At 69.5% G+C, this 23,186-nt stretch carries 25 protein-coding genes; 10 read left to right on the forward strand and 15 right to left on the reverse strand.

Annotation, left to right across the window (positions count from 1 at the left end):
* Nucleotides 1-129: 129 nt before the first annotated feature.
* From IEY31_RS11245 to IEY31_RS11260, 4 genes are all read left to right on the forward strand, one after another.
* A complete protein-coding gene (locus IEY31_RS11245) occupies nt 130-1,134 on the forward strand; it encodes a carbohydrate kinase family protein (RefSeq protein WP_188971987.1) in 1,005 nt (334 codons plus the stop codon).
* On the forward strand, nt 1,131-2,162 hold the full coding sequence (mltG, locus tag IEY31_RS11250) for an endolytic transglycosylase MltG (RefSeq protein ID WP_188971989.1): 1,032 nt from the start codon (nt 1,131-1,133) through the stop codon (nt 2,160-2,162). Before IEY31_RS11245 ends, mltG begins: the two co-directional genes overlap by 4 nt.
* Nucleotides 2,163-2,252: 90 nt before the next feature.
* On the forward strand, nt 2,253-2,453 hold the full coding sequence (locus IEY31_RS11255; protein ID WP_188971991.1) for a hypothetical protein: 201 nt from the start codon (nt 2,253-2,255) through the stop codon (nt 2,451-2,453).
* Complete coding sequence (locus IEY31_RS11260) at nt 2,450-3,196, forward strand: DUF421 domain-containing protein (protein WP_188971994.1); 747 nt, start codon at nt 2,450-2,452, stop codon at nt 3,194-3,196. The genes IEY31_RS11255 and IEY31_RS11260 overlap by 4 nt, the downstream gene beginning before the upstream one ends.
* A gap of 47 nt (nt 3,197-3,243) precedes the next feature.
* Here the strand turns inward: IEY31_RS11260 and IEY31_RS11265 are convergent, their stop codons facing one another.
* From IEY31_RS11265 to IEY31_RS11305, 9 genes are all read right to left on the reverse strand, one after another.
* A complete protein-coding gene (locus tag IEY31_RS11265; protein ID WP_188971996.1) occupies nt 3,244-3,558 on the reverse strand; it encodes a lipoprotein in 315 nt (104 codons plus the stop codon).
* A gap of 42 nt (nt 3,559-3,600) precedes the next feature.
* The gene (locus IEY31_RS11270; RefSeq protein ID WP_308424321.1) at nt 3,601-4,737 is read right to left on the reverse strand and encodes a cytochrome P450; all 1,137 of its coding nucleotides are present in this window, start codon (nt 4,735-4,737) and stop codon (nt 3,601-3,603) included.
* A 136-nt stretch (nt 4,738-4,873) separates the two neighbouring features.
* The gene (locus IEY31_RS11275) at nt 4,874-6,301 is read right to left on the reverse strand and encodes a phytoene desaturase family protein (protein ID WP_268238947.1); all 1,428 of its coding nucleotides are present in this window, start codon (nt 6,299-6,301) and stop codon (nt 4,874-4,876) included.
* Between the two features lie 58 nt (nt 6,302-6,359).
* Nucleotides 6,360-7,073 (reverse strand): hypothetical protein, encoded by a 714-nt coding sequence (locus IEY31_RS11280; protein WP_188972002.1) that lies wholly within the window; start codon nt 7,071-7,073, stop codon nt 6,360-6,362.
* A 56-nt stretch (nt 7,074-7,129) separates the two neighbouring features.
* Nucleotides 7,130-8,239, reverse strand: a complete 1,110-nt coding sequence (locus IEY31_RS11285) for a glycosyltransferase (protein WP_229723514.1) — start codon at nt 8,237-8,239, stop codon at nt 7,130-7,132.
* Nucleotides 8,236-8,892, reverse strand: coding sequence for a lysophospholipid acyltransferase family protein (locus tag IEY31_RS11290; protein WP_229723516.1), 657 nt, complete (start codon nt 8,890-8,892; stop codon nt 8,236-8,238). Before IEY31_RS11290 ends, IEY31_RS11285 begins: the two co-directional genes overlap by 4 nt.
* The gene (locus tag IEY31_RS11295; protein ID WP_188972004.1) at nt 8,885-9,820 is read right to left on the reverse strand and encodes a carotenoid biosynthesis protein; all 936 of its coding nucleotides are present in this window, start codon (nt 9,818-9,820) and stop codon (nt 8,885-8,887) included. The genes IEY31_RS11290 and IEY31_RS11295 overlap by 8 nt, the downstream gene beginning before the upstream one ends.
* A 2-nt stretch (nt 9,821-9,822) precedes the next feature.
* The gene (locus IEY31_RS11300) at nt 9,823-10,236 is read right to left on the reverse strand and encodes an NUDIX domain-containing protein (RefSeq protein WP_268238948.1); all 414 of its coding nucleotides are present in this window, start codon (nt 10,234-10,236) and stop codon (nt 9,823-9,825) included.
* Nucleotides 10,233-11,768, reverse strand: coding sequence for a phytoene desaturase family protein (locus IEY31_RS11305; RefSeq protein ID WP_188972006.1), 1,536 nt, complete (start codon nt 11,766-11,768; stop codon nt 10,233-10,235). The genes IEY31_RS11300 and IEY31_RS11305 overlap by 4 nt, the downstream gene beginning before the upstream one ends.
* Before the next feature lie 310 nt (nt 11,769-12,078).
* On the opposite strand from IEY31_RS11305, the gene IEY31_RS11310 reads away from it, so the two are divergent.
* Nucleotides 12,079-12,306: a hypothetical protein gene (locus IEY31_RS11310; RefSeq protein ID WP_188972008.1), complete on the forward strand. Its 228-nt coding sequence runs from the start codon at nt 12,079-12,081 to the stop codon at nt 12,304-12,306.
* 1 nt (nt 12,307) lies between these two features.
* On the opposite strand, the gene IEY31_RS11315 is transcribed toward IEY31_RS11310, so the two are convergent.
* Both IEY31_RS11315 and IEY31_RS11320 read right to left on the reverse strand, forming a co-directional pair.
* Nucleotides 12,308-12,823, reverse strand: a complete 516-nt coding sequence (locus tag IEY31_RS11315) for a GNAT family N-acetyltransferase (RefSeq protein WP_308424322.1) — start codon at nt 12,821-12,823, stop codon at nt 12,308-12,310.
* 74 nt (nt 12,824-12,897) lie between these two features.
* On the reverse strand, nt 12,898-13,356 hold the full coding sequence (locus IEY31_RS11320; protein ID WP_229723519.1) for a ketosteroid isomerase-related protein: 459 nt from the start codon (nt 13,354-13,356) through the stop codon (nt 12,898-12,900).
* A 208-nt stretch (nt 13,357-13,564) separates the two neighbouring features.
* Here IEY31_RS11320 and IEY31_RS11325 point away from each other — a divergent pair, with 208 nt between their 5' ends.
* The 4 genes from IEY31_RS11325 (at nt 13,565) to IEY31_RS11340 (ending at nt 17,587) form a co-directional block, all read left to right on the forward strand.
* On the forward strand, nt 13,565-15,001 hold the full coding sequence (locus IEY31_RS11325; RefSeq protein ID WP_308424323.1) for a hypothetical protein: 1,437 nt from the start codon (nt 13,565-13,567) through the stop codon (nt 14,999-15,001).
* A gap of 57 nt (nt 15,002-15,058) precedes the next feature.
* Complete coding sequence (gene mutY, locus IEY31_RS11330) at nt 15,059-16,117, forward strand: A/G-specific adenine glycosylase (RefSeq protein WP_188972012.1); 1,059 nt, start codon at nt 15,059-15,061, stop codon at nt 16,115-16,117.
* Nucleotides 16,118-16,158: 41 nt separating this feature from the next.
* A complete protein-coding gene (locus tag IEY31_RS11335) occupies nt 16,159-16,992 on the forward strand; it encodes an isoprenyl transferase (RefSeq protein WP_188972014.1) in 834 nt (277 codons plus the stop codon).
* Nucleotides 16,993-17,086: 94 nt separating this feature from the next.
* Nucleotides 17,087-17,587: a hypothetical protein gene (locus IEY31_RS11340; RefSeq protein ID WP_188972016.1), complete on the forward strand. Its 501-nt coding sequence runs from the start codon at nt 17,087-17,089 to the stop codon at nt 17,585-17,587.
* 13 nt (nt 17,588-17,600) lie between these two features.
* Here the strand turns inward: IEY31_RS11340 and phoU are convergent, their stop codons facing one another.
* The 3 genes from phoU to IEY31_RS11355 form a co-directional block, all read right to left on the reverse strand.
* Nucleotides 17,601-18,245, reverse strand: coding sequence for a phosphate signaling complex protein PhoU (phoU, locus tag IEY31_RS11345; RefSeq protein WP_188972018.1), 645 nt, complete (start codon nt 18,243-18,245; stop codon nt 17,601-17,603).
* A 92-nt stretch (nt 18,246-18,337) separates the two neighbouring features.
* Entirely contained in the window at nt 18,338-19,255 is a 918-nt protein-coding gene (locus IEY31_RS11350) for a sensor histidine kinase (RefSeq protein WP_229723521.1), read from the reverse strand.
* A 38-nt stretch (nt 19,256-19,293) separates the two neighbouring features.
* Nucleotides 19,294-19,983: a response regulator transcription factor gene (locus tag IEY31_RS11355; RefSeq protein ID WP_188972022.1), complete on the reverse strand. Its 690-nt coding sequence runs from the start codon at nt 19,981-19,983 to the stop codon at nt 19,294-19,296.
* A gap of 221 nt (nt 19,984-20,204) precedes the next feature.
* Here IEY31_RS11355 and metK point away from each other — a divergent pair, with 221 nt between their 5' ends.
* Nucleotides 20,205-21,443: a methionine adenosyltransferase gene (gene metK, locus IEY31_RS11360; RefSeq protein WP_188972024.1), complete on the forward strand. Its 1,239-nt coding sequence runs from the start codon at nt 20,205-20,207 to the stop codon at nt 21,441-21,443.
* Between the two features lie 266 nt (nt 21,444-21,709).
* Here the strand turns inward: metK and IEY31_RS11365 are convergent, their stop codons facing one another.
* On the reverse strand, nt 21,710-23,083 hold the full coding sequence (locus IEY31_RS11365) for a S41 family peptidase (protein WP_188972026.1): 1,374 nt from the start codon (nt 23,081-23,083) through the stop codon (nt 21,710-21,712).
* Nucleotides 23,084-23,186 lie beyond the last annotated feature (103 nt).

Genomic DNA, 23,186 nt, shown 5'->3' on the forward strand with positions numbered 1-23,186 from the left:
TTGCTCTGGTGGCGCTTCTCTTTTTGGTCCCGGGCGTGCCGAGGAGAAAGGCGGCCACTGCTGCCGCCCCCGGCCTGCCCCGCGCGGCGCCCCCCGCCCCACCCGCCCGCGCTATGCTGCGCCGCAGTCATGACTGAACGTAAGCCGCTGGTGTCGCTGGGCGACCTGAACTGGGATGTGCTGGCCAAGCCCGACACCATGCTGCTCTCGGGCGGCGACACCACCGGGCGGCTGGAGCTGTCGGGCGGCGGCAGCGCGGCCAACCTGGCAGTGTGGGCGCGGCGCTGCGGCTGCCCCAGCGTCTTTGTAGGCAAGATTGGTCGCGACCGCTTCGGCGAGCTGGCCACCGCCGAGCTTCAGGCCGAGGGCGTGGAAACCGAGTTGATTCTCAGCAGCGAGCATCCCACCGGGGTGGTGCTGGCCCTGATCGACCGCCGGGGCCAGCGCGCCATGCTGACCGGGCAGGGCGCCGACTGGGAGCTGCTGCCGGATGAACTGCCGGAAGGCGTGTTGCGCTCGGCCGGACACCTGCACCTGACTGCCTGGAGCCTGTTCCGTGACCCGCCGCGTTCGGCGGCGCTGGCGGCAGCCCGGCTGGCCAAGTCCTCGGTGACGGGGGAGGGCAACGCCACCCTCAGCCTGGACCCTGGCAGCTTTCAGATGATTCAGCAGATGGGCCGCGAGAACTTTCTGGACATCGTGGACCACGTGCCCTTCGATCTGCTGTTTCCCAACGACGACGAGGCCCGCGCCATGAGCGGCTGCCCCGATTCAGGCGACGCCCTGAGCTGGCTGCGTGGGCGCTACCCGCACGCGCTGGTGGTCCTGAAGATGGACGCCGACGGCGCGCTGATCGAGGGGCCGGACCAGCCCCGCGTGGCGGTGGCCGCCACCCCCGACGTCCTGACCGACGCCACCGGGGCCGGAGACGCCTTTGGCGGCGCGTTCCTGGCCGGCTGGCTGACCCACCGCGACGCGGCGCGGGCGGCGCAGCTGGCGGTCGAGGTCGGCGGCTGGGTCGTGTCGCGTTTCGGGGCCAGACCTCCGGCCGACGCGGAACTGGCCGCGCGGCTGGCGCGTCATCCGCTGGACGCCGCGTGGACCGGGACGGAGCTGACCGGGGCGGGCCTGTGACCCGGCTGCGTGGGAGCGGCCCCCCACTGTGGGCCAAGGTTCTGCTGATCCTGCTGGCACTGCTGCTGCTGGCGGCGCTGGGCGCGTTCCTGTACGTGCGGAACCTGACTGCGCCGGCGGGCGGGGGGCCGTACACCCTGGAGGTCAAACCCGGCGACACGCTGGGGGCGGTGGCACGTGAGCTGCAGGAGAAGGGAATCGTCAAGAGCGCCGACGCCCTGCGCTTCGTGATGCGCCAGAACGGCACGGCGGGCAGCCTGAAAGAGGGGATGTACGACCTGGACGGCTCACTGAGCGTGCAGGGCGTGGCCGAGAAGCTGGCGGGTCCGGCGCGCATTCCGGTGGTCAACGTGACCATTCCCGAGGGCCGGCGCATCCAGGACATTCCGGCCATCTTCAAGAAGGCGGGCTTCGACGGCGCGGCCATTCTGGCGGCCCTGAAAGACCCCAGCCTCAGCCAGTACACCGCCAGCACACAGAAGAACCTCGAGGGCTTCGTGTTCCCAGCCACCTACGAGTTCCGCCCCAAGGAAACGCCGCGCAGAATCGTGGAAAAGATGGTGGCGCGCATGAACGAGGAATTCACCCCGGAGCGCGTGGCGAAGGCCAAAGCCCTGGACCTCTCGGTGCGCGACTGGGTGATTCTGGCCAGCATGGTGCAGGCCGAGGCCGCCAATGATCTGGAAATGCCCATCGTGGCGGGCGTGTTCCTCAACCGGCTGAGAGACGGCATTGCGCTGGGCAGCGATCCCACCGTGGCCTACGGGCTGGGCAAGGATCTGCCGGAACTGGACCGCTCGGCCGGGGACTTCACCACCGACACGCCCTACAGCACCTATACCCGCATGGGCCTGCCCGCCGGACCCATCAACAACCCCGGCCAGGCGGCGCTGCAAAGTGTCCTGAACGCCAACCGCAAGCTGGCCGATGGCCGCGACGCGCTGTACTTCCTGCACGCGCCGGACGGCAAGATCTACGTGAACCACACCTACGCCGAGCATCTGCGGGACAACGCGCAGCACCGCTAACAGCTCGGCGGTCAGGACAGCGCCGGGGTCTGGGACTGTCTCAAGATCGTCTCAAGGCGCTGACTGACGCGCCGCCTACACTCTGAGACTATGCCTCCTTCCAAATTTCTCAGGCGGCGCAACGCGCTGTGGCAGCGGCTGCGTGCCCTGTCGGCCCAGGAGGCGCCCCCCGACTCCCCGGAATTTGAGGCAGCGCTTCTGGAACTGTCTGACCTGATCGGCTGGGACCGCCTGCGGGTGCTGGCCGGGCTGGGCCTGGGGGCCGGCCCCACGCCGCCGGACCGCCCATGAGCGGCCCGGAGATCATTCCCTTCGACTGGCAGCGCATCTGGCTGGGCGACGCGCCGCCGCTGTTCATGCTGGAAATCGTGTTCCGCACCGCCGTGATCTTCCTGTGGCTGCTGCTGCTGCTGCGGATGACCGGCAAACGCGGGCTGACCCAGCTGAGTGCGCTGGAACTGGTGATTGTCATCGCGCTGGGGTCAGCGGCGGGCGACCCGCTGTTCTATCCGGAGGTCCCGCTGCTGCACGCCATGCTGGCCCTGGCGTTGGTGGTGGCCTTTCAGCGGATTCTGACGCGGCTGGTGGTGCGTTCTGAACGGGTGGAGACGTTTGTGGAGGGGGTGCCGGTGGAACTGGTGCGTGACGGCGTGTTCGATCTGTCCGCGCTGCACCGCTCCAACCTCAGCCGCGACGACCTGTTCGAGCGCCTGCGTGTCGAGGGCGTCGCGCAGCTGGGCGAGATCCGCCGCGCCTACTTCGAGCAGGACGGCAACCTGACCATCTTCCGCCATAGCGGCGACGTGCCGCCCGGCCTGGCGGTGGTGCCGCCCTGGGATCTGGAACCTCCCAGCGTGCTGGACCCGGATCTGCCGCAGCAGGGGCTGGTGGCGTGCCTGGACTGCGGGCGCGTGGAGCGGGTGGGCGGCCTGCTGCCGGGCTGCGCCTGCGGGGGCACGTCGGGCTGGACGGCAGCGACAACAGACCCGCTGGCCGGCCCAGAAGGCCCGGCCCGGTTCGCGGACTCAGCATGAAAAAACCCGCCGAGTGGGGCGGGTTTTTCTTACCTTGGAGCGTTGAATCAGCTACAACCCTTGGCGACGTATAACTGGTTCAGCTTGGCAATCCGCTCGTCGGCGGCCTTCTGCACCTGATCGTTGGTGTACTCATTGGCGAGAACGCCCGGCAGGAAGAATATGGCCCAGGCGACGTTCTGTCCGCTTAAGCCACGATTCTTGCCAGCTTCCACGCGGGCAGACTGGGCGCGGGTGAGCTCGCTCTTGACTTCTGTGCAGGACAGCTCGCTATCGGGCTTCTGGGCATTGGGGTTGTAGCTCGGGGCGCAGGCGGAAAGGGCGAGGGCCGCAGTGATGGTCAGCAAGACAATTTTCTTCATGTTAATCCTCCTGTACTCATATAGCACTTAGACTCAGACCCATCATGCAGATTTGCCTGTTCGCCGGATTACCAGCGGCCCCCTCGGCCCCAGCGTGATGCCCGGCACCGGGGTGTCGTCGCCCCCCACCGCCTGTAACGGCGGCAGCTCCGCCAGCACATCCAGAATCAGCATCTGGGCCAGATGCATCCCCAGGCACAGGCGTTCGCCGCCGCCGAAGGGCAGGTAGGCCCAGGCGGGCGGCTTGCGGGTCCAGCGTTCCGGCAGAAACTGATCAGGCGCGTCCCACAGCCCTGGGTCACGGGCGGACAGGTACGGGGCGTACAGCGCCAGGGTGCCGCGCGGCAGCGTCACGCCGTTCCAGTTCAGCTCGCATTTCAGGCGGCGGCTGCCCATCCAGCCGGGTGGGTACAGGCGCAGGGTTTCCTTGAGGATCGCCGGGTGGTGTTCGGGCGCCTGCCACTGCGGGTGCCTCGCCAGATGCCACAGCGCGTAGGCCAGCGCGTGCGTGGTGGTGTCGTGCGCGGCGGCCAGGCTGACCCGCGCCTCTTCCAGTCCACCGGGAATGGGCGCGAGGACCGCCAGCAGGTCGTCTCCGCCTGCCGTCAGGCGCTGCGTGGCGAGGCGGCGCAATTCGGCGTCCACCCGCAGGAACAGCAGCGGGCGTGGCAGGGCCGGAACCGGGAAAGGTTGCCGGAGTGGGGCCAGGAAGGAGTGCAGCAGCTGCGGGTCGAAGCTGCCGCCAAAGTACGCCGCGTTCAGCAGCCGCAGCACCGCGCCGTCGGCCCAGGCCAGCGCGTCAAATTCGCCGTCCGGGATGGAAGACAGGGCGGCCTGGGTGCGTCCGCGCAAGGTTTCCAGGTGCTGCTTGCCAAAGCCCGGATTGATGGTCTGCCGCCGCCTGCGGTGCATCGGCGCGTCGGTGAGAATCACGCCACCCGCCAGATACGGCACCACCGCCGAGAACCCCCCCGCACTGCGGAAGGTGTCCAGATCGCTCAAAAGCCGTTTGTTCCACGCCGGGCTGAACCCCACCACAGACGGGATGCCCAGTCTCAAACGAAACAGGTCCGTGCCCGCCGCCCGCGCCCGCCGCGCACCGTCCTCGATCAGGGGCAAGGGGGACAGCGCCCAGTCCTGAAGGTGGCCGTTGCCGGGGCGGGTGGGGGGCTGAGGCAACTGGTCGATGCCCGATGGTCGACGGTTGATGGGGGGGTGGAGCCGCCTTGCTCTGCTTTCCCTGCCTTCCCACTGCCCTCTTACCACGGGCCACTTCCCTGCCGGTCCCAACCGACACCACCCACTGCCCACAAGTTCAGTCCCACACTTCCCCCACCCCTGGCACGTCCAGACCGCCCAGCGCATCGTAGGGCAGGCCCAGCAGCCCGCCCGCTCCATTCCAGCCGCTCAGCATGGACAGCGGCACGCCGCCGCCGGGGTGGACTGTGCCGCCCACCTGCGCCAGATTGCGAATCTGGGGCACCGTCCAGCCGGGGCGCAGGCTGCCAGTCAGGCCATGCGGGGCGCGTCCGTACAGCGCGCCGTCCTGCGAGACGCGGGCATAGTCGGCGGGGCCCAGCGGCAGCCAGTCCTCGATCTCCAGCGGAAAGCGCTGCTGAAGCAGGCCCAGCAGGAAGGCCCCGTACTCATGCGGATCGTTCTCCAGCTCCGGCCTTGCGGGCGCGTTGACCAGCAGGAAGGCACGCCTGCCGTCCAGATGCAGGTACAGCGTGGGCGAGGTGGGCAGGCGTCCAGCGCGAATGTCCTGCCACTCGCGGGCGTAGTGCTCTGGCCAGAAGATGTGGTGGGCGCGCCCCCGGTCTTCTTTGAGGCGCAGTTGCAGCGCAAAGCCGCTGACGCCGCGCGGCGTGGGTTTTTCCTGCATGCCCAGCCAGCCCAGCGTCAGGGCGCGGTCCGCCGCACTGACCCAGGCGTCGGCGGCCAGGGCGCCCCGGTCCGTGTGCGCGCCCAGCACGCGCCCGCCGTGGACCATTAGGTGCCGCACGCGCGTGTCGTACTCGAACCGCACCCCCAGGGCCACCGCCCTGTCGTGCAGCCGCTCGGCCAGCGCCAGCAGCCCGCCCTGCAGGTGCCACACGCCGTAGCCCAGTTCCACCCACGCGATGTTGTGCAGCACAGCCGGGGCGCGGTAGGGGTCGGCCCCCAGGTACGTGGCAAAACGCAGCCAGAACGGCGTCATGAACGGCCCCGAACGCACGTGGCGGGCCAGCGTCGTTCCCGGCGCGGCCCGCATGCCGCGCGTCAGGGCGTAACGGGCCAGCCGCGCACGGCCAGGCGGCGGCGCAAACAGAAACGTGGGCGCGGCGTCCAGATACATCCGGCGCGAGGTGGCCAGCAGCGCTGCGTAGCGTCTGCCCTCGGCCACCGAGAGCTGCGAGAGCGTCGGCTCCAGGCTGCCCGCCACATGCAGGGCTTCCGGGGCAAAGGTGCGGCCCCCGCTGGGTCTGGAGGCGTGCGCGTGGTAGGTGGTGGTGGGCCGCGCGGCTTCCAGTTCGGGCGCGGGCAGCGAGAGCCGCTGGTGCAGGGTGCGGAAAATCTGGGGCATGGTGACCACCGTGGGCCCGCTGGAAAAGTCCCCGTAGCCCAGCGCGGCCTTGCCGCCGGGCCGCTCCAGCGCGTCCAGCACGGTCACCTGCGCCCCGGCCTGGGCCAGCCGCAGCGCCGCCGCCAGCCCCGCGAAGCCCGCGCCGATCACCGCGACGTGTCTGGGAGGGTGCCTCAAGGCCACATGTTCCTGCTGCTCATGCCCAGAGGATAATGCGGCCGGCGGGACGCGGCCGTCACTTTGGCACGCTGATGGTACAGGCCAGGATTTCCTCGCGGCTCAGGCGACGGCCACCTTTCAGCACGCTCAGGCTGCCGCCTGCCCGAGCGGAGCGCCCGATGTCCAGCACGTACTGAAGGTCCGCTATGGTCCAGCGGTACTGCTCGTGGCCCGCGTCCGTGCGGGTGTGCGTGCCGCCCGTCAGCCGGAGGCCGGGCGTGCCGTCGCGGTTGCGGCTGGCGTAGGTGAACTTTGTGCCTTCCTCCCAGACGATGACCGTGTGTCTGGCGGTGGCCGCCAGCACGGCCGCCTGCGGGACGTAGCGGCACTGAAAACGGCCCGCTGGAACGACGTAGGCGTTGATGTGGGTCATGCGGTAGTGAGGATCGCGGGTGTTCTCAATGTTGCTGCTGTGGATGAAGTAATCGGGAGGCTGGCCCTGCCTCTGTCCGGCGGGAACCAGCGGCGTGTAGATCTGACCCGCGCCGGGATCGGGACGGCCCAGATGCCAGTGCTGGACGTTGATCTTCCCGCCCACCCACTGCGCCAGTTTTACGGCGTTGCCCGACTGGTCCGGAAGCGTGACCGCCAGCACCCGCCCCGGCGTATCGCACCAGGACTGGACCCGCTGCCAGCCGCCGATGTCGGCGTAGGACGTTGCCTGCCAGTGGGTCTGGGCCTGGGCGCCTCCGGTGAGTGTCAGCGTGAGGAGAACGACGGTACGTGTCATGCGCCCAGCGTCGGCCTGCTGGCTGAGGCGCAGCTGACCGGCAGGGTCATCGAGGGTTAATCCTCCGCTCCCGCCTGCGGGTACGTGCGTCCCTTCCACGTCACCCGCCGCCGCGCCGCCCGCAGGTACACCGGCAGCGCCAGCAGCGGCGTGATTGGCCCCAGCAGCCCTTCCAGCAGATCGGCGGGGGTGCGCCGCCCCGCGATCAGGGCCACGGCGGTGCGTTCCAGCACCCCCAGGACGCGCAGCGCCCGCGCCCCCGGCACCGGCCGCCCCAACACAGGCAGCAGCCACGGCAGCATGTACACCGCCAGATGGGCCGCTGCGCTCAGCAGCAGCAGTGGGCGCGAGTGCAGGTGGATGGGCAGCACGTTCTTGGAAAACCCGCGCACCGATTCGGGGTACGAGCGGTACATCCGCACGCCGATGGCCTCCCGTCCCAGCGCCGAGGCCACCCGGCCCCCACGGGCCTTCAGGCGGCGGGCAAGCTGGGTATCTTCCAGCAGATCTCGGCGCACCAGCGCGTAGCCCCCGGCCCGCTCCAGCGCCGCCCGGCGAAAGGCCATCACCTGTCCGTTGGCGATGGTGGCGGCGGCCTGCGGCAGCGTGATCACCGGGTACGGAAAGTACGACAGCACGGCGGCGTCCACCAGCGGCGTCAGCAGCCGCTCACCGGGGGTGCGGTTGTCCTGGCGGGGCTGCACACTTAGCAGGTCGGCGCCGCTGGCTGTCAGCTCGTGCAGCACGGCCCCCAGCGCGCCCGCGTGCCACGTCACGTCCGCATCGGTGAAGATCAGGATGTCGCCGGAGGCCAGCACGGACAGCTGCTGACAGGCCCAGGGCTTGCCGAACCAGCCGGGCGGCAGCGGCTGGCCCCGCACCACCCGCGCGCCCAGGGCAGCCGCGATGTCCCCCGTGCCGTCGCGGCTGCCGTCGTCCAGCACGATCACCTCGGCGGCCCCCTGTGCCAGCACGCCGGGCAGGGTGTGCGGCAGATTGGGGGCCTCATCGCGGGCCGGAATCAGGATGGACACACGGGGGCCACCCTCCGGGGTGGGCTGGGGATGCAGGCGCGGAAAATGCACGGCGTTGATCAGCAGCACCGCCGCCTTGCCCGCCAGCCACGCAAAGGCGAAGGTGTGGTAGGCGCGGGCGGCGGGCTTCACCGGTCCCCCGTGACCTGCGTCAGCAGGCGGGCGGGCCAGCCCACCGTGTCGCTGACGCCCGCCCGCCCAGCCATGACGCGCAGGTAGCCGGCCAGCGGCTGTTCCGGATCGCTGGCGGCGAGTTCGGCATCCAGCAGGCTCAGCTCATGGGCCAGTGCCCCGGCCAGATCGGTGGTGGCGGCCCCGATTCTCAGGTACGCCTCCGGCCATTGCCCGCCGCGCAGGGTCACCCTCAGGGCCACCGGAACCAGGGGCACGCCCGCCGTCCTGGCGATCCAGGCCGCGCCGGGGTGCAGTGTATTCAGTCCGCCGGGAGGCTGCACCGCGCCTTCGGGAAAGACCGTGACCCACGCGCCGCTGCGCGCCCTTCGCGCCGCCTCCCGTACCCGCCCCGGCTCCAGCGCGCCCACGCGTCTCAGAAAGGGAAAGCGTTCCAGTTGTCGCGCCACCGTCAGAATGCAGAAGTCCGCACCCGCGAACCACGCGACCTCGCGCATCACGTAGCCGTCCCACCACGACTGGTGGTTGGGGGCCAGCACCGCGCCGCCGGGCGGCAGCGAACCGCGCAGCCACACGCCGCCCAGCCCGGTCCGCAGGCTGCGGCGAATGCTGTGCCTCAGCACCGGCGTGGCCCACGGGGCGCGGTCAGGCACGCCTTGCCCTCACCACGCGGGCCAGCCCCAGCCCCAGCCCCATCGCCAGCAGGGTGACGGCGGCTTCCAGATACCGGCCCACCAGCACCAGACCGCCGGGGAGGAAAAAGGCCTCGATGGGGTAGGCCACGGCAAAGCTAATCTGGGTTTCCCCCCTTCGCGCCCGCAGCACTTCCGGGCCGATGCGCGTGATGACCCATGAAATCCCGGCGCCCACCGCCCACCACCCCAGGAAGTTCTGCAACGGTGCGCCCGCCCACAGCGGATTCGGGTCGCTCCACAGCCAGTAGCGCTGGGCGGTCATCAGCGGCTCCAGTCCCACGTCCCAGAGTGCGAGCAGCAGCCCGGCCAGCCACGCCCGCCCGCCGGACAGCAGCAGGCCGGACAGGGTCAGAGCGAACCAGCCCAGGGGTACCATCAGCGGCACGCCGAGGACCAGGGGATCCGGGGCAGTGGCGTAGGAATAGAGGCCGAAGGGAACGCCGGTGCGGGTGCCGATCACCTCGGCGCTCAGGCCCAGGCCGCAGGCCAGCCCGGCCATCAGCCACGAGCGGCCCCAGCCCACACGCTCGGCGGCGTAGAGGAGGGCGCCCACGAACAGCGCCGCCGTGCTTGCCAACCCCAGCACGCCGAAGCCCTCCGGCCACAGCGGTACGGGGACGTGCAACACGGCATACAGGGCAATCAGCCACATCCACGGGCACGTCTCCGAAATCAGTTGGTGTGTCCGGTCTTGAAGTGTTCTGGAGAACCCGCCGCCCAGCGCGTCGCCTGCCAGTGCCAGCAGGCCGGAGAGCGGCACGCCAGCGGCGATCAGCGCCCACCCTGCGCTCTGATCGGCCAGCACCAGCAGCGCACCCAAGAAAGCCACGCCCAGGGCGGCAAAGGCGAGGCCAGAACGAATAAGGGTGGGGGAGAGGCGGGGCAAAGTCAGGCTCCAGCGTGCTGGCGCAGGGGTGGGCTCTGTCGCAACGCCGCGAAGTCGCTGGCTGTCGCATTTGAAACGATGCACGGCAGGGCGTTTAACGGCGCCCAACCTGCCTCCAGCGCGTCGTCGCCTGCCCGCACTTCGCCGCCTGGGTGTTCGGCGGTAAAAACGCGCTCTTCCCACTCCACCACGTGGCCATCTGGGTAGGTGTGGGGATGCTGGAACACGGCCAGCGAACGCAGGACGCCGACGCTCAGGCCGGTTTCCTCGGCCAGTTCGCGCCGCGCCGTGTCCTGCAGGGTTTCACCAGATTCTGAATCTCCGCTCAGTACGTCCCATAGACCATTGTCCCCTCGCCGGATCCGCAGCACCTGTCCTTCCTTCAGGACGGCCACGCCTGCCCCCACGCGCCTCACTTCCAGCCCCGCCGCGTCAGATCCTTGACCAGCACCTGCGCGGCATTGCGGCCACTCGCGCCCATGATGCCGCCGCCGGGATGGGTGCTGGCGCCAGTCAGGTACATGCCCTTCAGGCCCGGCCATTTGTACTGGCTGGCGCGCATCCACGGGCGGAAGGAGAACATCTGGTCAAAGCTCATTTCCAGGTGCATCACGTTGCCCCGGTGCAGGCCCAGGTTGGTTTCCAGCCACTGCGGCGTCTGCACCAGCTCGCCCACAATGGTGTCGCGCGTGCCGGGGGCGTAATGCTCGAAGGCGTTCAGGATGTTCTCGCGGGCCTCGGCAGTGCGGGTTTCCCAGGTTCCAGAGGACAGCTCATACGGGTAATACTGCGCCCACAGCCACAGCGCCTCGCCGCCGGGAGGAGCCAGCGAGTCGTCCACAGCACTGAAGCTCATGGCGATCAGGGGCGGCTCACTCGTCGGTTCTCCGGCCAGATACTGCCCGTAGCCCTTCATCAGTTGCTGCTCGTTCTTGATCAGCAGGCCCAGGCCCACGCGGCTGTCAGGTTCGGTGTGGTGACGGTACTTGACTTGCTCGGACAGGGCGAGGCGCAGCACCATGCCGAAGCCGTTGCCCACGCGCACGTTGCGGGCAGAGGCAGGCACGAATTCGTCTGGCAGCGCCCCGGCGGTGGTCAGCACATGCGCCCCGGACACCACGGCGCGGGCGGTGTAGGTCTCGCCGTTCTCCAGCCGGATGCCCTGCGCCTTGCCATCTTTGACCAAGATGTCCTTGACCGGCGCGTTGACGAAGACCTCGCCGCCGTCGGCCTCAATCGCCCGCTTGAGGGCCTGGGTCAGCCCGCCGCTGCCGCCCTTGGGCCGGGCCACGCCGCCCTCGTGGTACAGCGGGTGCCACAGCAAAAACGGCGCGCTGAGGGGGTCCGTTGGCGGCGGCCCGCTCTGGGCCGCCATCCACGTCAGCGGCGCACGCACACGCTCGTCGCTGAAGTATTCCTTGGCCACCTCGCCGTAGGGCTTGAGGATGCGCGGCAGTTGCTCCATCCAGTCGCGGCCCTTGCCGGAACTGACCACCATCTTGCCCATGTCCAGGGGGCCGGGCGCGGAGTTGAACAGGTCGGCCACGCTGCGGGCAAACGGCGTCCAGTCGTCCAGAAAGCGGGTGTACGCCTCACCCTGGCCGGGGAACAGGGCTTCGAGCTCCCGCGCCGTGCGCCCCGCATCCCGGTGGATGAACCACGGGGTTTCGCCGTCGTAGGCGTGGAACATCGGATCGACTTCCAGGTAGTGCAGGCCGTGGCGGGTCAGCTCCAGCTCCCGCACCACCGGGGTCATACGGATCAGGATGTGCGCGCTGCCACCGTAGTCGAAGCGGTAGCCCGGCACCAGTTCCTCGGTGCTGACGGCCCCGCCGACGATGTGCCGCCGCTCGAACACGCCCACCTTCAGTCCAGCTTTGGCCGCGTAGGCCGCCGTCACCAGCGCGTTGTGGCCCGCCCCCATCACGATCACGTCAAAATCCGGCATGTGGATCAAGTCTGGCACGCGGCAGGCAGCACAGAGGGTTGGGAATCCGCCAATGGGCGGACCCGCTCCTGCCGGCGCAGCCTTTACCGTCCGTTGTCTGGACCCTGGCCATGAGGTTGCCCCACTGCCCTCGCCCACGATGAAAGCGACTTCAAGGGCGAGAGCCTCAGCCTGCCGCCCAGCGCCGAAGCGCCCGCGCCCTGCTGGCCACTCTTCTACGAGAGCTGCGGGAGACACGTTGCGGGGCATGCAGCTCCGGCACACGGGGGGTGAGAGAGAAGCGTAAGACGGCAGCCCCTACACTGGTCCCATGTTTGGCAACCGCCGCGTGCCCCCCCATATCGTCCTGACCTTCAGCGTGCTGCTGGGCGCGTTGTGTGGAGTGTGGGCCTTTTTCGCCGTCCGTTCGGAAAGCTGGCTGTGGGCCGCGCTGGCGCTGGCGCTGGCCGTGTGGTTCGTGGTGGACGCGGTGCGCTCTTACGGCTGGAACGAGAACAGGAAGCGTCTGGCCGCCGAGAAACAGGGCGCCGCCCGCTGAGCTACCCTTCCTCGCGCCTGAGCCAGAAGCGCATCGGCTTGGGCGTTTCCGCTGTCTCGCCCACGTCCTGCCAGTCCATGGTGGTCTGAAGGTCAGGTCGCTCCATGTAGCCCCGCGCCGACCAGAAGGCGTTCAGGGGACGGTACCCGGCGGGCCGCGCCGGATGGTCTTCCGGACGCTGCACGGCGCAGAAGGCAGTCACGCCCAGTCCCAGCCGCCGCGCGTGAGCCTCGCGTCCGTCAAAAAAGGCGTGGCCCAGGCCGCGTCCCCGGTACTGCGGCAGCAGCACGCTCTCGCCCAGGTACAGCACGTCCTCCACCCCGACTCCGGAGTGTTCAAAGGGAGCCTGAACGGCCGAGGTCTCGTGGATAAGGGGTACGGCGGTGCTGGCCCCCACCACGGCGTCTCCGTCGCGGGCCAGGAGGACCACGGCGTCCTCGGTGTCCAGATAGGTCCGCAGGTACGCTTCCTCGTAGGGCACCGTACCGTCGTACAGGTAGGGGAAGGCGCGAAACACGCCGATTCTGAGCCGCGCCAGATCCGTGACGAAGGGCCGCGCTTCCGGGCCGCTCAGGGCCGTGACCGAGACGTTCAGCCCCCCACCTGCCGGGTCCAGTCCTGAAGGTTGTAGTAGTTGGTCACGCGGGCAATCTTGCCGCCGTGAACCTCGAAAAAGGCCCCCACCGGCAGGCGGTACGTCTGGCCCCTGGCAGGGGGCAGGCCAGTGTCAGTGTGCAGGTACTCGCCGTGAATCACGAATTCGGCGGCGGCGCGCAGGCCGTCCACACTGGCCATCACGGTCAGATCACGGGCCTGCTCACGGTAGTGGGTGTCCATGTGAGCCAGAAACGCACCGAAGGCGTCCTTGCCCAGCTCGGTGCCGCCCTGGTTGATGTCATGCTGCACGTCGTCGCTCAGCAGTTCCAGCATGCCTGCCGGGTCCGCAGCGTTGAAGGCGGCGTAGTAGCGCGTAACCAGGTCGTGGGTGCTCGACTGCGGGCTGGGCGCCGTGTCAGAGGCCGGGCGGGCGGCAGGGGTCCGTGAGGTCATGTGGGTCAGAATAGGGCCAATCATGAGACGCATCCGTGGCGGGGAGCCCACAGGCCTTCATGCTGTGGCCAGCATCAGGGGAGACGGGAGAGGCCTGAGCCCACTAGGACGCCGTGTTCTGCTACTTTAGAAACAATTCAGACCGCAGCATCACGCGCCGTTGGCCTGTCCGGTCAGGTGCGTGCGTTCCAAAATGGAGGTTTCCCGCATGAAATCAATGCGTTACATCGTGACCCGTCCCTGCCTGCAAGAAGGCAGCCTGAGCATTCTTAAGTACCTCCAGTCCACCTTTCCCCAGAGTGGGCCGGCCACCTTTGTCGACGACAAGGGAGAGGAACACAGCGTGCAGGTGGACACCGAACGGGCGCGGGTGTGGGGCCTGGGCGGGCTGTACCACGCGCAGCACCTGGGCGTGAACGATGTGCTGGTGATGACCACTCTGGCCCCGGCGCGCTACCAGGTAGAGGCCATTGTCAAGCCGCATGCTCCGCCGCCCCTGCCCAGACGCGAACAGGACCGGCCCCCCGAGACGCGGCGCGTGGTGGTGTCCTCCACCGCCCACGTCCGCGAGGTGCGGATGCAGGAGGTGGCGCCAGCCCAGCAGCCCGCCGAGGCACAGCCACGTGAGGCACAGCCACGTCCGGTGCAGGCCCCCGAGCCGAGCGTGGCCGACAGCGGCGCCCAGGACGTCCGGGTGACCGAGGTGCGCGGCGCGGACAGAGCGGACAGAACCGAGCGGCCCCAGACTGAGAAGCCCGTCGAGCGGGCCAGGGCCGGATGGGGTGCGGCGGCCACGCCCAGTGCCCCACCTGCCGAGCCCACCACACCTTCACGCGCCAGTGCCGAACCGGCCGGGGCGGGCAGCCGTTCGGCGTCCGGGGCGGCCCTCGTGGCAAGTGAGACGGCGGTGCGTCCGGCGTCTGCGCCTGTGGTCAGCGATGTCGTGGTGGGCGGCGCCGTGATGGGCGGTGCGGACGCCGAGCTGGCCGAGCTGGCCCACCTGACCGGCTACCGGCTGGATGATCTGGGCGGCGGCGTCCTGCGCCTGAGGGCTGACCTGGGCGCGCACGGCTACGCGGTGCTGGTGGCCCTGGACGAGCACGCCCGGTCTGCGCCCGCCTGGAAGGAGGAAACCGGTTACCGCGTCATGCTGTGCAGCGAGGGAGAAACCCCGCAGGGGGTGGCCCGACTGACCCACGAGGCCCTGGCGGCCCTGATCGAGCACGCCCGGCTGGCCCCGCTGTCCCCGGTGGACCTGCGCGGCTACTGGAAGGCCGGGCATGTGGACCTGGAATCCGCCGCCAGCGTCGCCGAACTGGTCAGCGCGCATCTGGGGCAGCGCGGCATCTTCAGCTTCGTGCTGCTGACCCTGGCGCAGCAGCCGGCCCATAGCGTGGTCAGCGTGCCGCGTCTGGCCGAGAAGCTGGGCAGCGGCGTCAACTACGCCGAACTGGGCAGCATTCTGGAAACCCTGACCCGCGCCCCCTTCCTGGCCCTGACCCCGCTGTCGGGCGGTCAATTCCTGCTGCGAACCGATGTGGCCGATATTCTGGCCGATCTGGCCCAGTACTCCGAGGGCGTGCGCCGCCGCATTCGCACCCCGGCGGCGTCCGGCGCGGCCCGGCGCGAGGGCGTCCGCGCCTGAGCCGGCAGCCTGTCAGCCCCCACTGTTGACCCGTCACCGCGCCCCTACACTGGCGCGGTGACTGCTGTTCCGGCCTCTGTTCCCGACCTCCGCGCAGCGCTGCTGGCGTGGTTTGACGCCTCGGGCCGGGCGCTGCCGTGGCGGCTGGGGCCGGAGGGCCAGCGTGATCCCTACCGCGTGTGGGTGGCCGAGATCCTGCTGCAACAGACCCAGGTGGCGCGTGGCCTGCATTATTACGCCCGGTTCCTGACGGCCTTTCCCACCGTGCAGGCGCTGGCCGACGCCCCCCTTGAGGACGTGCTGAAGGCCTGGGAGGGCTGCGGCTACTACGCCCGCGCCCGCAACCTGCACCGGGCGGCGACACTGGTGGCCCAGCAGGGCTTCCCCACCACTTACGGCGGCTGGCTGGCGCTGCCGGGGGTGGGGCCGTACACTGCCGCCGCTGTGTCGAGTCTGGCGTGCGGCGAGGCCCGTGCCGTCAACGACGGCAATGTGCGCCGCGTGCTGGCCCGGCTGTACGGCGAGGCCCGCCCCACCGATGCGTGGATTCAGGCGCGGGCCGACGCCCTGCTGGCGCCGCAGCGCCCCGGCGCGTGGAACGAGGCGGTGATGGACCTGGGGGCCACCGTCTGCACCCCCAGGGCGCCGCGCTGTCCGGAGTGTCCGCTGGCGGCCCACTGCGCGGCGCGGGCGGGCGGCACGCCCACGGCTTTCCCTGCCCCCAAGGTCAGGACGGCGGTGCGTGGGGTGCAGGCGGTGGCCGTCCTGATCGGCGATGGGCAGGAGGCGGTGCTGGAGCGGCGGGAGGGTACCCTGCTGGGCGGCCTGATGGGCCTGCCTATGCGTGAGATCGGTCAGGACGAGACCCTACAGGCAGCGCTGGCAACGCTGTGTGCCCGCCTGGGTGCGCGTCCCGGCGAGCTGCTGGGCCAGGTATCGCACAGCATGACCCACCGCCAGATCACCCTGCACGTCTACGCCGCCGCCGCCCCTTTGCCCCAGCAGCGGGTGGCGGGCGCGGCGCTGTCCCGGCTGGATCACAAGGCGCTGGAACTGCTGCGGGCGCGGCAGGAGGGGCTGTTTGCCGCGCCGCCGCCGGAGGGCTCATCTGTTTGAGGGACTCCCGCTGCCGGACGACGCGCTACACTGCGGCGTTTATGAAGTCCAAGCTCGCCGCCGCCGCCGCCGCCCGCACCCTCCAGAAAACGCGAAGTGCGGCGCGCGGCGCGCTGCTGTGGGGCTACGAGCAGCGGCTGGCCCGCGAGGTGGGGGCGGGCGGCAAGCTGCCGCGCCATCTGGGCCTGATTCTGGACGGCAACCGCCGCTACGCGCGGGCCGGCGGCATGGGCCGCGAGATGGGGCATTCCTTCGGGGCGGACAAGGCCCACGAGGTTTTGCAGTGGTGTCTGGAACTGGGCATTCCCGCCGTGACCATCTGGGTGCTGTCCACTGACAACAGCAGCCGTGACCCCGAGGAAATCGCGCACATCCTGAGCCTGCTGGAACGTGAGGCGCTGAACCTGTCCACCGACCCCCGCATCCACGCCAACCGGGTGCGGGTGCGGGCCATCGGGCAGCACAGCAACTTTCCGGGACATGTGCTGGACGCCCTGCGTGAGCTGGAATCCAGAACCGCCCACTACGACGGCATGCGCCTGAACATCGCCGTGGGCTACGGCGGGCGTGAGGAGATCGTGGACGCGGTGAAACTGCACCTGTCGGCGCAGGCCGCCGCCGGGGTCACGCTGGAGCAGGCCACCGCCGAACTGGCCCCGGACCACATCAGCGCGCACCTGTACACCGCCGACACCCCGGACCCCGATTTCATCATCCGCACCAGCGGCGAGATCCGGCTGTCGGGTTTCATGCTGTGGCAGAGCGTGTATTCCGAGTATTACTTCTGCGACGTGTACTGGCCGGGCTTCCGCCGGGTGGATTTTCTGCGGGCGCTGCGCGACTTTCAGGGCCGGGACCGGCGGTTCGGGAAGTAGGCGGGGAGGGCGCTCCGGTCAGCCCGGCGCTCCCGCTTGGAGAGTACGCAAATCTTCCTCGCCCGGCTGTGGCCGCCGCCTACACTCTGTGCTTGTGAAAACAGCCCGCCTGAACCCCATGTTGATCCCCGTTGCCCTGCTGATTGCCACCTCTCTGGCGTCCTGCGCGCCCGCCGCGACCGAGCCGGGGTCTCGTAGCACCAGCACCGGAACTGCCGGCGCCCCGGCCCCGCGCTACGCCTTCAAGCCTGGACAGGTCTGGACCATCAGCGGCCTGGATCAGAACAGGAACACGTTCCGGAGCACAATCACCCTGACGGCCGCCGCGCCGAAGTACCGCCGTGGCGACGGCTGGTATTACGACGGTGACAACGGCTATATCAACCTGTTCGAGGTGGAACGGGGCACAAATTTTGAGGTCTGGGACGTCTCGGATTCCAGGCGGCTGGTGTTGTGTTACGTTCGCCAGTCCTACAGCGAAACCCAGGACACCTACGCGGGCATCGCGCTGGCCGGCACGCGGGAGGAGATCGACGGCCTGTTTGCCAAGCTCAGCACGGTGTACGGCGGCAGTTGCCGCGTCACCCGCAGCTGAATCCCACTTGCGCTCACGCCTCGCGCACGCCCGTGACCCAGTAGCGCACGCGCTCGGCGACGTTTTCCATGTGGTCGCCGACGCGTTCCAGACTGCGCCCCACCCGCATCAGCATCAGCGCCTTGCTGATGTTGCGCGGGTCTTCAAGCATGTAGGTGACCAGCTCGCGCTGAATCTGCTCGTACAGGTCGTCGACCTCGTCGTCCATGGTGATGGTGGTCTCGGCACGGCCCACGTCGCGGTCCGCAATGGCGGTGCGCAGGTTCTGGCTCATCTCGCCCAGACGGTCGAGCATGCGCGCCAGATTCACGTACTTCTTGAGGGCCGGGGCCTGCGCCAGTTCCGCGCCGTCCTCGGCGACGTGCACCACGTAGTCGCCCATGCGCTCGATGTCCGAGAGGCTCTTGAGAATCAGCGCCACCAGCCGCAGGTCACGGGCCACCGGCTGGTGCAGCGCAATGATCCGCAGGCACTCGGCCTCAATCCGGGCCTCCTGGGCGTCGACCTCGCGGTCCAGGGCCCGCACCTCGTCCAGGCGCTCGGTCTGCTCGCGCAGCAGCACGTCGGCAGCCACCGGCAGCATCTGCTCGACGGTGCCCAGCATGTTCAGCGCGTCGTTCAGGACGCTCCTCAGTTCGGTTTCAAGCACTTCGCGCATGGAGACTCCTGGGGTGGTTCTGGGCGCTCGGGTGGGGCGGGGCGGCGGCTCCTGGCAGGGGCCGGGCGGGCGGCAGCGTGTCGGTCACCGTTCTATCCCATTCCCCCGACCCCCGGTAGCGTGAAGCAAAAGGCGTTGCGCCCGTCAATGCGCGCTGCCCACGCCTGGCCGCCCCAGCCGTGCACGACGCTGCGGACGATGTACAGGCCCATGCCGCTGCCCTGCCCCGTGGCCCCCGCGCCGCGCGTGTGGGCCTGAAACAGGCTGTCGGTGTCGGGAATGGGCGGGCCGTGGTCCAGCACGCAGACCTCGGCCCAGGTGCCGCGGGCGGCGGTTTGAACCTCAATCTCCTGGCCCGGCGGGCCGTATTTCAGGGCATTCTCGATCAGGTTGAGCAGCACCTGCAGCAATTTGTCGGGGTCGGCCCGTACCAGATGGTCCGGGCCGAAGCTCAGGCGGGCGCCGCGCGCGATCAGTTCACTGTCCAGCAGCCGCTCGGCCCGCGCAAAGGCCTCGGCCAGCGGCAGGGTGCGGGCGCGGGTGGGCCGGAACCCCACGGCCAGGTCCTCCACCAGCCGGGCCAGCCGTCCGGTTTCCTGAAGGCCCTGGCGCACGAAATTCTGCGACAGCTCGCGCGGCATGTCGTATTCCAGTGCCTCCAGCACGCCCCTGAGGGCCGTGACCGGCGTGCGGAACTCGTGCGAGAGAACGGCGGTGGCCTCGCGCAGTTCCGCCTCGCGGCGGCGGTGTTCGGTGATGTCCTCGACGATCAGGGCCGCCGCCGCGCCGTCACGGGTGGCCGCGCATCGCAGGGTGCGTCCGCCCACCTCCAGCTCCAGCTCGCCGCCGCGCTCGGTCAGGGCCTCCAGGGTGTGCCGCCGCACCACTTCCAGCACGGGGCGGCCCGCGGCCCGCGCCTGGGTCACACCCCACAGTCGTGACGCCGCTGCATTGATCCGGGTGATCCGCCCCTGTTCGCTCAGTAGCACCGCCTGCAGCAGCGTGTCCATCCAAAAGTCAGGGACCAGGCCACCACGGTCTCCAGGCGTCATTTCGCCGCGCTCCAGGGCCGCATGCGGTAACCCTTGCCGCGCACCGTTTCCAGAAAGGCGGGCTGGCCCACCGTCTCGCCCAGGTGCGAGCGCAACTGCGTGACGTGCTGGTCCACCGTGCGCTCGCCGCCCAGGAAATCCGCGCCCCAGACCCGGTCCAGCAGCTCGGTGCGCGAGTACACGCGTCCGATGTTCTGGGTCAGAAAGGCCAGCAGATCAAACTCCCGGCGGGTCAGGTTGAGGCGCTGCCCCGCATGGCTGGCCTCCGCGCCGCCCAGATCCACCGTCAGCGGCCCGTTGGTGAGTGTCTGAGCGGTGTCCGGCTGGCTGCGCCGCAGCAGGGCGCGCACGCGGGCCACCAGTTCGGCGGCACTGAACGGCTTGGTCAGGTAGTCGTCCGCCCCGGTTTCCAGGCCCTCGACCCGCTCGGCCTCAGCGGCGCGGGCGGTGAGCATCAGCACCGGCAGGCGGCGCAGGTCCGCGTCGGCCCGCAGGCGGCGCAGGAAGCCCAGCCCGCTCTCGCCGGGCAGCATCCAGTCCAGCACCAGCGCGTCGGCACCGGCCAGGGCGTCCAGGCCGCCCGCCGTGGAATCAAGCGCCGTGACCCGCAGCCCGGCACGCTCCAGGTGAAAGCGCAGCACATCCCGCACGGTTTGCTCGTCCTCGATCACAACGACGTGGCTCATTGCCTCCATTCTGACGGGTCAGGTCAGGGCGATGTCAGGCGGTCCCGTGGCAGGGCCGGGGCCGAATGGGGTCGGAGCTTCCTTTTTTGCCCCCCTCCCTGTGCGTTACCCTGCATGGGCTGCGCGCCGGGCATGGGGCGCGGCCGTGGTCCGGGCACACAGCGCCATCCCTCTCCAGGCCGTTCTGTGAGACGCCTTCCCGGCACGTACAGGAGCCAGCTATGCAAAAGTTCTACACCTCAGAATCGGTTTCGGAAGGTCACCCGGACAAGCTTGCGGATTTCATCTCGGACAGCATTCTGGACGAGTTTCTGCGCCAGGAGCCGGGCAGCCGGGTGGCGGTGGAAACGCTGCTTACCACCGGCATGGCCGTGGTGGCCGGCGAGGTCCGCGCCGAGACCGCCCACGTCGACATCCAGAAAACCGTGCGCGAGGCGGTCAAGACCGTGGGCTACACCCGCGCCAACTACGGCTTTGATGCCGAGTACAGCGCGGTGCTGGTCTCCATTCACGAGCAGTCGCCGGAAATCGGCGCGGGCGTCGATACCTCTGAAGAGTGGCGCGAGATGACCCCCGAGCAGCAGGCGGACCCCGCCAACGCCCACAGCCGCATCGGCGCGGGCGATCAGGGGCTGATGTTCGGCTACGCCACCGACGAGACGCCGGAGCTGATGCCGCTGCCGATCTCGCTGGCGCACGCGCTGACGCGCCGCATCGCCCAGCTGCGCAAGGACGGCACGCTGACGTATCTGCGCCCCGACGCCAAGGCGCAGGTGACGGTGGTGCGCGACGGCGAGCCGCATGAGGGCGGCGCGGTGGCCGTGGACACCGTGGTGATCAGCACCCAGCACGACGAGGACGCCACCCAGGCGCAGATCCGGGCCGACATGCTCGAGCACGTGATCCGGGCGGTGATTCCGGCGGAACTGCTGAACGCCGACACCAAGTACTTCATCAATCCAAGTGGACGCTTTGTGATCGGCGGGCCACATGGCGACACTGGCCTGACCGGGCGCAAGATCATCGTGGACACCTACGGCGGGGCGGTGCCGCACGGCGGCGGGGCGTTCTCGGGCAAGGACCCCACGAAGGTGGACCGTTCGGCGGCGTACTACGCCCGCTACATCGCCAAGAATCTGGTGGCCGCCGGGCTGGCCCGCCGCGCGCTGGTGGAGGTGGCCTACGCCATTGGCCGCGCCCATCCGGTCAGCCTGCGGGTGGACACCTACGGCACCGGTACCCTGAGCGACGAGCGGCTGGCCGAGCTGATTGACGCCCACTTCGACGCCCGTCCGCAGTCGATCATCGCGCAACTGGGCCTGCAGCGCCCGATCTACGCCCAGACCGCCGCCTACGGCCACTTTGGGCGCCCGGAATTTCCCTGGGAACAGATGGACCGGGCCGAGGGGCTGCGGTTGGCGGCACAGGAGCAGGAGGAGCCGCAAACCACCGTGGTCTGACCCATCAGGGGTGCGTGGGGTTGAGTGCCCCCGGTTTGGAACTTGAGATGTCGTTCAAACACTGCGGCCACCGCCTGATCGGGGGGTGGCCGCAGTGTTGGCAGTCCCGGAGCATTTGTCCAATGAGCGGTTCAGTTCTACCTGAACGGCGTGAGCGAATTGGATGGGGGATTTGAGACTTGTAAAGCTGCGGAGCAGAGAATGGAAGCGTCAGAAGTCTCTTTTTCTGGCGCTTCCATTCGGACAGATGCTCTGGAGAGGTCTCGTCAGGGCTGGGCGCGCATGGGATCCACGGTCAGCACCGGGGCCACGGCCAGCGCCCTGACGCCGCCTTCAAGCAGGTCGTCGCGGCCCTGGGTGAGGGCGCGGATCTGTTCCTCGCCCTGGACAAACGCCTGATCAGGGGTGATGCGGGTGGGGTACGGCGTGCCGTCAGCCTTGGCGTAATTCAGGACGGTCAGTTGCAGCGCGCCCTCGCCCACCTCGAATACGCGGGTGGCGGTGTTGCCCACCCCGGCGGTGGTTTCCCCGATCACCGGGCCGCGCCCGGCGTACTGGATCTCGTAGGCAAAGAATTCACTGCACGAGGCACTGCCGCCGTCGACCAGCACCGCCAGCGGCCCGGTCCACAGTTTTGGATTGCGGACGCTCCCAGCAATGCGGCCGTCTTCCAGGCGCGTGCCACTTTGGACCAGGGTGCGGGCGTTGCCGCTGACGCTGCGGGCCACGCGGGTCAGGCTGGGCACAAAGGCGCTCACGCCGCTGTCGCACTCGAACAGGCTACCGCCCCCGTTGCCGCGCAGGTCCACGATCAGGCCCGCCGCGCCGCGCCGCTGGGCCTGCCCCACCAGATCGTGCACCGCCTGCGCCACCCCGCCGCCCGACAGGAAGGTGGGAATTCGCAGCACGGCCACCTCACCCCCCGCCGTGGTGGCCGTGGCCGCCGCCCCCGCCGGGAGGCTGGCCGGCACGTAGCTGATGCGCGGCAGGTCACGCGTGCTGCTCTCGCTGGAGGTCAGGGTCACGGTCAGGGCGGTGCCCTGCCGGGTCAGCCCCAGCACCGTGGGCCGCCCGCCCTCCTTGGCCTTCCGGAGGCCCTCGAAGGTGTAGGGAGCGCCGTTGAGGGTCAGCAGCAGGTCGCCGCGCCGCAGGCCTCCCGCCTCGGCGGCACTGCCGGGGACGACTTCGGTCACCACACGGTTCTCGCCGTCCAGCCGGGCCATCTTGACCCCGAATTGCAGCCGGTTGCCGCCGCTGGCGCTGGCCACGAACTCCTTGAAATCCTCGGGGGTCTGGAAAAAGGTGTGCTCGTCCCCCAGCGCGGTGACCTCGGCCTGAATCACCGGGTACGCCTTGCTCTCGGCACAGGTGGTGGGGGCCGGGCCGCACACCGCGTCCAGCCGCTTCTGGTACTCGGCGGTCAGCGCCGCGCGGTCCACCGTGGACAGGCCGCCGTAGTTGTTGACCAGCAGGGCGTTGACCTGATTAAAAACCAGCTGCGCCGGGGACGACGCCGTCTGCGCGCCGGTCACGCCCAGCAGCAGGACAGAGCCGAGGGCCGCCAGCCGCCCCAGACGGGCCAGGAGAGGGCTGCCGGACTGGACGCGGCGCGGTGCGGACGGGCGCGTGGGGGCGTTCATGATTGCTGTCTATTTTGCGCCCCGCAGATGGGAAAATGGTGGGCCGGAAATGCTGCCAGAGTCACGAAATCCTGCGCCTGGACGCCCAAAAGCAGGAATGGCT

It is taken from the genome of Deinococcus aerolatus, assembly GCF_014647055.1.
GTDB classification, from domain to species: domain Bacteria; phylum Deinococcota; class Deinococci; order Deinococcales; family Deinococcaceae; genus Deinococcus; species Deinococcus aerolatus.